Source organism: Kitasatospora sp. NPDC059088, assembly GCF_042738155.1.
In the GTDB taxonomy this organism is placed as follows: domain Bacteria; phylum Actinomycetota; class Actinomycetes; order Streptomycetales; family Streptomycetaceae; genus Kitasatospora.
Genome location: NZ_JBHYGR010000069.1, coordinates 36,995 through 47,489, shown reverse-complemented (window position 1 = coordinate 47,489; position 10,495 = coordinate 36,995). Strand labels below are relative to the sequence as shown.

Genomic DNA, 10,495 nt, shown 5'->3' with positions numbered 1-10,495 from the left:
TCGCAAGGCGGAGGAGGGAGCCCAATGCAGCGCATTGGCGACCGACGACAACGCGGCGAGGCGCGTGCCCCGGCGTCGGCCCGCAGACGGGAGTTTGAAGACGGACCCTAGGGTGGCGCAGCCGATTCACCGACGGACCCGCCAGGTCACGAGGGGTGCGGTTCTCCTCGCGGGGCGGAGCCCGGTACGGCCGGATGGACCGGGTGGACCCGGACGAGGGGGAGCAGTCGCCGGTGGTCCGCCGGGTCGAAGCTGCCGGCGAGCGGGGCCAGCACGGTCGCCGCGGAGAGGGCGACGGCCTCGGCCAGCCGCTCCGGCCACGGGGTTGCGGCGACCAGGCCCGCGGTGAGGGCGGCGACCGCCGAGTCGCCGGCGCCGGTCGGGTTGCCGCGCGCGTCCTCGGGCGGGCGGGCGCGCCAGTCGCCCTCCGGTGTGCTGGCGAGCAGCCCGCGGGGGCCGAGGGAGACGACCACGGCGCGGGCTCCGGCGGCGCGCAGCAGCCGGGCGCCGGTGAGGGGGTCCACCGGGCCCGCCGTCGCGGCGAGTTCGGCCGCGTTGGGCTTGACCAGGGCGGGGCCGGCGGCCAGTCCGGCGAGCAGGGCGGGCCCCTCGGCGTCGAGGACGGCGGGCACCCGCGCCTCGGCGGCGAGGGCGACCAGCTGTCCGTAGGCATCCGGTGGCACGCCGCCGGGCAGCGAGCCGGACAGGACGACGGCCCGGGCGGTGCGCAGCAGTCGGCGGTAGCGGACGGTGAAGTCGGACCATTCCTCGGCGGTGACGGTGGGGCCGGGTTCCAGGTAGACGGTCGCGTCTCCGGTGGCGTCCTCGACCACGGCGACGGTGCGCCGGGTGGGGCCCGCGATCGGTTGGAGTGCGTCGCGCAGTCCGGCGGCGGCGAGGTCGGCCCGCAGGGCCTGCCCGGTGGCGCCGCCGACCAGGCCGGTGACCACGGTGTCGTGACCGAGCGCGGCGAGCACCCGGGCGACGTTGACGCCCTTGCCGCCGGCCCGTTCGGTGACGGCCCCGACCCGGTTGCTGCCGTGCCGGGCCACCCGGTCGAGGCGGTAGGTGACGTCCACGGCGGTGTTGAGGGTGACGGTGAGGATCACGGCGTGCCTCCGACGGGCGACGGGGCTTGGACGAACGGGTCCCTGGCCGACGGGCCCCCGGCCACCAGCAAGTCCCGGGCCAGCAGGTCCCGGGCCAGCAGGGCCGCGCCGAGGCAGCCCGCGCTGCGGCCGTGTTCGGCGGCGACCAGCCGGGGCGGGGTGCGGAAGGCCAACCGCTCGGCGAGTGCCGTGGCCAGCGGGGCGAGGAGGCCCGCCCCGGCCCGGGCGAGGCCGCCGCCGATCACGATCCGCTCCGGGTCGAGCAGGGTGACGGTGGCGGCCAGGCCGTCGGCGAGGGCCGCCACCGCCTCGGCCCAGACCTGGGCGGCGACGGGCTCGCCGGCGCTCGCCCGCCGGTGCACGTCCTCGGCGCCGAGGTCCGGGGTGCCGGTGAGCCGGGCGTGCCGGCGGGCGATCGCGGAGGCCGAGGCGACGGTCTCCAGGCAGCCCCGGCCGCCGCAGGCACAGCGCTCGCCGCCGGGCCGTACGACCAGGTGGCCGAGTTCGCCCGCGATCCCGCGCGCGCCGCCCTGGGCGCGGCCGCCGGTCACCACGGCGGCGGCGATGCCCGTGCCGACGGGGACGAAGACGAAGGAGTCGCTGCCGCGCCCGGCGCCGAGGCGGGCCTCGGCGAGGCCGCCGGCCCGGACGTCGTGGCCGAACGCGACCGGGAGGCCGAGGTGTTCGGCCACCCGGCGGCGGAGCGGGATGTCGTGCCAGTCGAGGTTGACCGCCTTGACCACCGTGCCCGCGCTCTCGTCGACCAGGCCGGGCGCGACGACGCCGACGGCCCGGGGCGGGGCTCCGGCCCGCCGGGCGAGTTCCGCGAGTTCGGCGGCGCAGTCGAGCACGGTGTCGATGACCGCGCCACCGCCGCGGGCGGGCCGGGTGGGCCGGCGCTCACTGCGCAGGACCGTGCCGTCCTCCGCCACCACGGCGCCCTTGATCTCGGTGCCGCCGATGTCCAGGGCGATGACGTTCTCGGCGGTGACGTGGGCCATCGATCCCCCTGCTCGAATCTGCAATGAGTTGCTTGAAGCTGAGCAAAAGATAGGGCAGTCGATCAACTTTGAACAAGAGGGCAGCCGCGACCCGGGGGGCAGGGCGGTCAGAACGCGATGCGGACCTTGAGCGCCGTACGGTCGTCCATCGCCCGGTAGCCGTCCGGGACGCCGTCGAGGTCCACGGTGCGGTCGAAGACCGCACCGGGGTCGATGGCGCCGGAGAGCACGTCCGGGAGCAGTTCGGGGATGTAGGCGCGGGCCGGGGCGACGCCGCCGGCCAGCGAGACGTTCCGGTCGAACATCTGCGAGATGTCCACGCCGGCCGAGCCGCCGTGCGGCACGCCGACGTAGCCGACCGTGCCGCCGTCGCGGGTGATGGAGAGGGCCGTCCGCATCGACTCCTCGGTGCCGACGGCCTCCAGCACGGCGTGCGCGCCGAGTCCGCCGGTCAGCTCCCGGACCGCCTCGACCGCGGCCTCGCCGCGCTCGGCGACGACGTCGGTGGCGCCGAAGTCGCGGGCGATCGCGGTGCGCCGCTCGTGCCGGCCGAGCGCGATGATCCGCCCGGCGCCCAGCCGGTGGGCGGCGAGCACGCCGCACAGGCCGACCGCGCCGTCGCCGACCACGGCGACGGTGGCACCGGGGCGGACCCGGGCGGAGACCGCGGCGTGGTGGCCGGTGCTCATCACGTCGGAGAGGGCGAGCAGGCCGGGCAGCAGCTTCTCCTCACCGGCGGCCTCCTTCGGGAGCTTCACCAGCGTCCCGTCGGCGAACGGCACCCGCACCGCCTCGCCCTGGCCCCCGTCGGAGCCGACCGACCCCCAGAAGCCGCCCTCGGGGCAGGAGGTGTGCAGGCCCTCGCGGCAGAACCCGCAGGTGCCGTCCGACCAGACGAACGGGGCGAGCACGAAGTCGCCCGGCGCGAAGCCGGTCACCTCGGGGCCGACCGCCTCGACGACGCCGAGGAACTCGTGCCCGATCCGCTGCCCGGGGACCCGGGCGGCGACGCCCCGGTACGCCCACAGGTCGCTGCCGCAGATGCAGGCGTTGACCACCCGCACCACCGCGTCGGTGGGCCGCCGGACCACCGGGTCGGGCACCTCCTCGATCCGGATGTCGTTGGGGCCGTGGATCACGGTGGCGCGCACGAAGACACTCCCGTACTGCTCGGGGACTGGGGTCGGGCCGTCAGGTTCGCCGTCCGCACGCCCCTGCGTCCAGCTACATCTCCTACAGCAGGCCCTTAAGCTGGACTGATGCTCGATGTCCGACGGCTCGTCCTCCTGCGCGACCTGGAGGCGCACGGCACGGTGACCGCCGTGGCCGAACTCCACCGCGTCACGCCCTCCGCCGTCTCCCAGCAGCTGCGGCTGCTGGAGGAGGAGGCCGGCACCGCCCTGCTGGAGCGCACCGGACGCTCCGTCCACCTCACCGCGGCCGGGCACCGGCTGGCCGCGGACACCGGGGCGGTGCTCGCGGCGCTCGACGAGGCCGGGGAGCGGCTGCGCACCGGCGCCGGGGAACCGACCGGCCCGGTGCACCTGGCCTGCTTCCCGAGCGCCCTGGTCCCGGTCGCGGCCCCGCTGGGCGAGGCCCTGGAGCGCGCCCACCGCGGCCTGGAGGTGCACATCACCGAGGCCGAACCCGAGGCCGCCGTACGGCTGCTGCTCCAGCGCCGCGCCGACGTCGCGCTCGTCTACCGCTACACCAACCTCGCCGCGCCCCCGTACCCCGGCATCGAGACCCGCACCCTGCGGACCGATCCGCTGGTCGCGGTGGTGCGGGCCGACCACCCGGCCGCCGGCCCGGCGACGACCGCGGGCGGCGCGGGGGCGCCGGTCGACCTGCGGGAGCTCGCGGACACCTCGTGGATCACCGCCCCGCCGCAGACCCCCTGCGGGGACGCCGTCCTCCAGGCCTGCCGCTCGGCCGGCTTCACCCCGCGGGTGCGGCACACCTGCACCGACTTCGCCGCCATGACCGCCCTCGCCGCGAGCGGCGGCCACACCGTGCTGATCCCCCGGATCGCCGCCGACCGCCTCCCGCCGACGCTGACCGTACGACCGGTGTCGGACGCCACGCTCACCCGCACGATCGAGACCGCGGTCCGCCAGGGCACGGCCCACCAGCCGACGATCGCCGCCTGCCTCGAAGCCGCCGACCGGCTGGGCTGACCACCGCGGGGCGCCGGAGAGCCGCCTCGACGGGGTCAGCCCGCGAGCGGCGGATTGAGGCGGGCGAAGGCCTCCTGCCGGCGGTACGGGAAGTACGGGTAGGGCGCGGTACGGGCACTGGCGGCGTCCAGCCGGGCGACCTGCTCCGGGGTCAGCGACCAGCCCACGGCGCCGAGGTTCTGCCGCAGCTGCTCCTCGTTGCGGGCGCCGATGATCACGGAGGAGACGGTCGGGCGGCGCAGCAGCCAGTTGATCGCGATCTGGGGGACGCTGCGGCCGGTCTCGGCGGCGACCTCGTCCAGGGCGTCGACCACCCGGAACAGCAGGTCCTCCTCGACCGGCGGGCCGTAGTCGGCGGTGTCGTGCAGCCGGCTGCCGGCCGGGAGCGGCTCGCCGCGGCGGATCCGGCCGGTGAGGCGGCCCCAGCCGAGCGGGCTCCAGACCAGGGCGCCGACGCCCTCCTGCTCGGCGAGCGGCATCAGCTCCCACTCGTAGTCCCGGCCGACCAGGGAGTAGTAGACCTGGTGGGCCGCGTAGCGGGGGCGGCCGTGGCGCTCGGCCAGGTCGAGGGACTTCATCAGCTGCCAGCCGGAGAAGTTGGAGACGCCGGTGTAGCGGATCTTGCCCGCGCGGACCAGGTCCTCCAGGGTGGCCAGCACCTCCTCGATCGGGGTGGCGGCGTCGTAGGCGTGCAGCTGGAAGAGGTCGAGGTGGTCGGTGCGGAGGCGGCGCAGCGCGTCCTCGACGGAGCGCAGAAGCCGGGCCCGGGAGGTGCCGGCGTCCTGGGGGCCGTCGCCGAGCGGCAGGCCCGCCTTGGTGGAGATCAGCACCTGGTCGCGGCGGCCGCGCAGGGCCTGGCCGAGCACCTCCTCGGCGGCGCCGTCGGAGTAGACGTCGGCGGTGTCGAAGAGGGTGACCCCGGCGTCGAGGGCGATGTCGAGCAGGCGGCGGGCCTGCTGGACGTCGGTGCTGCCCCAGGCGCCGAACAGCGGGCCGCGGCCGCCGAAGGTGCCGGTGCCGAGGCTGAGGGCGGGGACCTTGAGGCCGGAGGCGCCGAGGCGGCGGTACTCCATGCCGGTGGGTGCCGTGGTGGTGGTCGTCATGACGGTTCTCCCCTCGGAGCCACTAATGGGACTCCCGTTCCGTTAGGATGTCTCGAAGCTAGCAGACTCCACCCAACTAATGGAACAGGAATCCCGTTAATGGTCGACGAGCCCGACACGCCCTCCACCCCCGGCACCGTCCGCCCCGGCGGCCGCACCGCCCGGGTCCGCGCCGCCGTCCTGCGGGCCGCCGAGGACGCCCTGGTCGAGCACGGCTTCGCCGGCCTCGACCTCGGCGACCTCGCCCAGCGCGCCGAGGTCGGCCGCACCACCGTCTACCGGCGCTGGGGCAGCACCACCGCCCTGGTCGCCGACCTGCTCGCCGACATGGCCGAGCAGTCGCTGCCGCGCACCCGCAGCGGCTCGCTCGCCGAGGACCTGCGGGCCAACGCCCGACTGGTCCGGCGCACCCTGGCCGACCCCCGGCAGGGCGCGCTGTTCCGCGCCGTCCTGGTGGCCGCCAACGGCGACCCGGGCACCGCCGAGGCGCTGCGGCACTTCTACCGGCGCCGGGTCGAGGAGTGGGCGCCGTGCGTGACCGAGGCCGTCGAGCGCGGCGAACTCCCGGCCGACACCGACCCGTTGGAGGTGATCCGGGCCGTCTCGGCGCCGCTCTACTACCGGATGCTCACCACCGCCGAACCGCTCGACGAGGCGGCCGCCGACCGGGCAGCGGCCGCTGCCGAAGCCGCCGCCCGGGCGGGGGCGTACCGACGGGCCGCGAGCTGAGACGGCCGATCGGGAGCAGCTGCGTTCCGTCACCTGGTTGCCGGTCAGCGACTGCGGAACGCAACCATCCTTCGTAGCGTCATGGCCATGACGATCACCGTACGAGCCTCCCTGCTCGCCGTCCTGGCCACCGCAACCCTGGCGGCGGGCGCAAGCCCCGCTTCGGCCGCCCCCGCGTCCGTGTCCGTGCCCTACTACGACCAGCAGCTCAACGACGACTGCGAGGCGGCCGCGCTGCGCATGCTCCTCGCCGCCCGCGGCGTGAGCGCCGACGACCAGCAGATCCTCGACCGGATCGGCGTCGACCGGGAGCACCCCGAGTTCGGCCACTCCGGCCCGCTGTCCGGCGACCCCTACGTAGCCTTCGTCGGCGACCCGGACGGCTCGGAGTCGGCCGGCACCGGCTTCGGCGTCTACTCCCCGCCCGTCGTCGCCGCCGCCCGCTCGTACGGGCTCACCGTGCGCCAGGACGGCTCGGGCGTCTCCGTCCAGCAGCTCAAGGACCAGCTGGCCGCCGGCCACCCGGCGATCGTCTGGGTGGACTACCACTGGCGGCGCCTCAGGAGCACCACCTACACGGCCTACGACGGCCGGAGCGTGCTGTACGCCGGGCCGGCCGAGCACACCGTCGTGGTCACCGGGTTCGGCAACGGCAGGGTGTCGGTCAACGACCCCGCCCGCGGCCGGACGACCGTGTCCGAGGAGTCCTTCGCCGACGGGTACGCCACCTACGGGCAGATGGCGGTGGTCATCGACTGACCGGCGCCCGCGCAGCCTGTGAGCGATGTATGAGTTTTTGGCAAGAACCCGCCCCCGAACCGCCCCCGTGGCGCATTGCCCCAGGTCAACCCCCGATACTGACTCCCATGGCACGGCTATTCCTGTTCGAGGACGACGACTCCGCACCCGCGGCCCCGGCGCGCGGCCCGCGCTGCGGCTGCTTCGGGCCGCGGTGAGCGCCGCCACCCCGGACCCCGCACCGGCCGCCGCGCCCCGACCGTCCGACGACCCGCCGCCGCGCCCGGGCCCGCACCCGCCGCGGCTGGTCCGGCTGCGCCGCGCCGTCGCCGGGCTGCGGCCACGCCTGCTGGTGGCCTTCGTCGCCGTCGCCGCCCTGAGCGCGCTAGCCACCGCCACCCTCACCTACCGGGCCGCCACCACCTCCACCCTCGACCTGACCAAGGACACCGCCCTGGACGAGCTGCGCCGCCGCGTCGACGTGCTCGCCCCGGCCCTGCCCTTCCCGCCCACCCAGGGCGAACTCGACCGCCTGGCCGCCCAGTTGTCGGGCACCGGCGGCTTCCGCGACTGGCGGGTGCTGGCCTCCTACGGCGCCGAGCACTCGGAGTGGACCCAGCCCGTGGCCGTCCCGCCGGCCCTCCTGCACACCGTCGACACCGGCCACGCCGCGTTCCAGCGCTTCGCCGCCGACGGCCACCCCTGGCTCGCCGTCGGCGTCCCCGTCAGCTACGCGAAGGGCGGCCCCGCCGGGGCGTCCGGGCTCACCGTCTACGCCCTGCTCCCCCTCGACCGCGAGCAGAGCGCCGCCTCCGCGCTGCTCGCCGGCGCCGCCGGGGCCGGGGCCTTCGCCGCCGTGCTGGCCGCCGGACTCGCCCTGCTGGCCGCCCGCCAGGTGCTGCGGCCGGTCCGGGCGCTCGGCGACGCCGCCCGGGCCCTGGCCCAGGGCCGGCTGGACACCCGGCTGACCGTCACCGGGCACGACGAACTCGCCCAGCTCTCCAAGACCTTCAACCACACCGCCCGCACCCTCCAGGGCACCATCGAGGAACTGCGCGCCATCGAGTCCCAGGGCCGGCGCTTCGCCGCCGACGTCTCGCACGAACTGCGCACCCCGCTGGCCGCGATGCTCGCCGTCACCGACATCCTCGACGAGGACGCCGAACAGCTGCCCGCCGACACCGCCACCGCACTGCGCATGATCAGCAACGAGACCGTACGACTGACCAGGCTGGTCAACGACCTGATCGAGATCTCCCGGCTGGACGCCGGGGCCGCCCCGCTGCGCACCGAGACCGTCGACGCCGCCACCGCCGTGCGCGAGACCCTCGACCTGCGCGGCTGGGGCGAGCAGGTCGACCTCGACCTGCCCGCCGCCCTGCCCGTCCGGCTCGACCCGCGCCGCTTCGACGTCGTCGTCGCCAACCTGGTCGGCAACGCCCTGCGCCACGGCCGCCCGCCGGTGCGGCTCGCCCTGCGGGGCAGCGAGGAGGAACTGGTGCTCACCGTCACCGACCACGGTCCGGGCATCCCGCCCACCGAACTCCCGCACCTGTTCGACCGGTTCTACAAGGCCGACAAGTCCCGGGCCCGCTCCGAGGGCAGCGGCCTGGGCCTGGCCATCGCCCAGGAGAACGCCCGGCTGCACGGCGGCCTCATCGAGGCCGCCAACGTGCCGGACGGCGGAGCGGTGTTCACCCTCGTCCTGCCCCGCGGACTGGACGGGGAGGAGGAATGGTGACCCTCCGCCGACTCGTCCCGCTGGCCGCGGTCCTGCTGCTGACCGGCGGCTGCTCCATCTCCACCACCGGCTCGGTCCGCAGCGGCCAGCCGGCCACCGGCGTCCAGCCCGGCACCCGGCTGTACTTCCTCGACCAGCACGGCATCCGGCCCGCCATCCGGCCGAGCGCCGAGCGCGAGGACCTCCAGCAGACCCTGGACACCCTGCTGGCCGGGCCCGACCCGACCGAACGGCGCACCGGGCTGTACAGCGACCTCCCCAAGGACGGCCGGGTCCAGGCCACCGCCACCCCCGGCGTGGTCACCCTGCGGCTCTCCTGGCCCGCCGCCTCGCTGTCCGCCCCCGCCATCCAGCAGCTCGTCTGCACCACCGAGGACGCCCCCACCGCCGGCCCGGTGCCGAGGGTCGCCATCGTCAGCAGCGACGCCCCCTCGGCCATCCAGCAGCAGTGCGACCTGCACCGCACCGGCTGAGCGAGGGGGCGTCGGACCGGGGGGGCGCGAGGGCCGGGACCGGTTCGGAACGGGCTCTGACATACGGTCACGAACTTTTGGAATGGCCCGGTTCGGGTGAGTTTCGGAATCTCCGATATACACTGCACGGGTACCGTGGAAAGAGCGGCAGGAACCGTCTTTCCGCCTATCGGACAAAAGGCCGAACCGTTGAATCCAGAGGCGATCCTTTTATCGGTTTTTACCCCGGAGGGCAGGGAGAATCCCTACCCGGCCCTGGCTGGACTTCGAGAGCTGGCGCCGGTTTATTATAGTGCGACGATCGGCTCCCATTTCCTGACCACTTTCGCGGGATGCCAGTCCGTTCTCGCCGGTCCGGATTTCCTGGTGCCTGACCGGGAGTGGTGCGAGCGGGAAATCCCGGATGCCCTCGGCCGCCCTGCCGCCGACTTCTTCTACTCCTCGATGCTGGCCACCAACCACGCCGCCCATGACCGACTCCGTCGACTGGCGGCCCGGGAGCTGAGCGCCCGTCGGGTCGCGGCACTGCGGGCCAGGGTCGAGGAGCTCGGCACCGAACTGCTGGACGCCTTCGCGGAGACCGCCGCCGGTGGCGCGGTCGCCGACTTCCACGAGTTGGTCGCGTCGCCCCTTCCGGTCGCGACGGTCGGCGAGCTGATCGGCGTGCCGCGTGCGGACCAGCAAGACCTGAGCCTGCTCGGTGACGATGCCGCCCGGCTGCTGGAACCCGTCCGCACCCCGGAGGACTGGGCCCGGGCCGACCGGGGGGTGAGCGGGTTGCGGGAGTACTTCGCCGGGCTGCTGCGCGAGCGCCGTTTCCGGCCTGCCGACGACCTCGCCTCGGCCCTGGCCGCGGGCTCCCTGACGGACGGCGCCGGGCTGACGGACGACGAACTCGTCGACGTGCTGGTCCTGGTGTTCGCCGCCGGCTTCGAGACCACCGTCGCGATGCTCGGGATGGCGGTGTACGCCCTGCTCAGCCATCCCGACCAGTGGGCCCTGCTGCGGGCTCGCCCCGACCTGGTGCCGGCGGCGCTGGAGGAGTCGCTGCGCTGGGACGCCCCGGTACCGATGACGGAACGCATCACGGCACGGGCCACGGAGGTCGCCGGGGTCCCCCTGCAGGCCGGAGCGAGCGTCATCACGGTGATGGCGGCCGCACACCGGGACCCCGAGGTGTTCGCGGATCCGGACGCCTTCGCGGTCGGTCGGGCGGACGGCCGGGTGCTGGGTTTCAGCGCCGGCGCGCACTACTGCGTCGGCGCCGCGCTGGCCCGGCTGGAGGGATCCGTCCTGCTGCGCCAACTACTCGACCGCTTTCCGCGGCTGACGCTGTCCGGCCCGCCGACCCGACGCACCTGCGACGGTCTGCGCGGCTTCACCCGCCTCCCGCTGGCCCTGGCCGGCTGACCCGCCCCCACAGT

At 75.2% G+C, this 10,495-nt stretch carries 10 protein-coding genes; 6 read left to right on the top strand and 4 right to left on the bottom strand.

All coding sequences use genetic code 11. The annotated features are described in order from the left end of the window. Positions 1 to 146: 146 nt before the first annotated feature. From ACFWXO_RS27350 to ACFWXO_RS27340, 3 genes are all read right to left on the bottom strand, one after another. Positions 147 to 1,109: a 1-phosphofructokinase family hexose kinase gene (locus ACFWXO_RS27350; protein WP_380526754.1), complete on the bottom strand. Its 963-nt coding sequence runs from the start codon at positions 1,107 to 1,109 to the stop codon at positions 147 to 149. Continuing rightward, positions 1,106 to 2,110, bottom strand: coding sequence for an ROK family protein (locus ACFWXO_RS27345; RefSeq protein WP_380526752.1), 1,005 nt, complete (start codon positions 2,108 to 2,110; stop codon positions 1,106 to 1,108). Before ACFWXO_RS27345 ends, ACFWXO_RS27350 begins: the two co-directional genes overlap by 4 nt. Before the next feature lie 107 nt (positions 2,111 to 2,217). Further along, a complete protein-coding gene (locus ACFWXO_RS27340; RefSeq protein ID WP_380526750.1) occupies positions 2,218 to 3,261 on the bottom strand; it encodes a zinc-dependent alcohol dehydrogenase family protein in 1,044 nt (347 codons plus the stop codon). 108 nt (positions 3,262 to 3,369) lie between these two features. On the opposite strand from ACFWXO_RS27340, the gene ACFWXO_RS27335 reads away from it, so the two are divergent. Continuing rightward, on the top strand, positions 3,370 to 4,287 hold the full coding sequence (locus ACFWXO_RS27335) for a LysR family transcriptional regulator (protein ID WP_380526749.1): 918 nt from the start codon (positions 3,370 to 3,372) through the stop codon (positions 4,285 to 4,287). A 35-nt stretch (positions 4,288 to 4,322) separates the two neighbouring features. On the opposite strand, the gene ACFWXO_RS27330 is transcribed toward ACFWXO_RS27335, so the two are convergent. Continuing rightward, positions 4,323 to 5,360 (bottom strand): aldo/keto reductase, encoded by a 1,038-nt coding sequence (locus ACFWXO_RS27330; RefSeq protein ID WP_380526761.1) that lies wholly within the window; start codon positions 5,358 to 5,360, stop codon positions 4,323 to 4,325. Between the two features lie 129 nt (positions 5,361 to 5,489). Here ACFWXO_RS27330 and ACFWXO_RS27325 point away from each other — a divergent pair, with 129 nt between their 5' ends. The 5 genes from ACFWXO_RS27325 (at position 5,490) to ACFWXO_RS27305 (ending at position 10,481) form a co-directional block, all read left to right on the top strand. Further along, a complete protein-coding gene (locus ACFWXO_RS27325) occupies positions 5,490 to 6,119 on the top strand; it encodes a TetR/AcrR family transcriptional regulator (RefSeq protein WP_380526747.1) in 630 nt (209 codons plus the stop codon). An 87-nt stretch (positions 6,120 to 6,206) separates the two neighbouring features. After that, positions 6,207 to 6,878 (top strand): C39 family peptidase, encoded by a 672-nt coding sequence (locus tag ACFWXO_RS27320; RefSeq protein WP_380526745.1) that lies wholly within the window; start codon positions 6,207 to 6,209, stop codon positions 6,876 to 6,878. Positions 6,879 to 7,071: 193 nt separating this feature from the next. Next, positions 7,072 to 8,598, top strand: a complete 1,527-nt coding sequence (locus ACFWXO_RS27315) for an ATP-binding protein (RefSeq protein ID WP_380526743.1) — start codon at positions 7,072 to 7,074, stop codon at positions 8,596 to 8,598. Continuing rightward, positions 8,592 to 9,071, top strand: a complete 480-nt coding sequence (locus ACFWXO_RS27310; protein ID WP_380526741.1) for a GerMN domain-containing protein — start codon at positions 8,592 to 8,594, stop codon at positions 9,069 to 9,071. The genes ACFWXO_RS27315 and ACFWXO_RS27310 overlap by 7 nt, the downstream gene beginning before the upstream one ends. A 366-nt stretch (positions 9,072 to 9,437) precedes the next feature. Further along, the gene (locus ACFWXO_RS27305; protein ID WP_380526739.1) at positions 9,438 to 10,481 is read left to right on the top strand and encodes a cytochrome P450; all 1,044 of its coding nucleotides are present in this window, start codon (positions 9,438 to 9,440) and stop codon (positions 10,479 to 10,481) included. Positions 10,482 to 10,495: the final 14 nt, after the last annotated feature.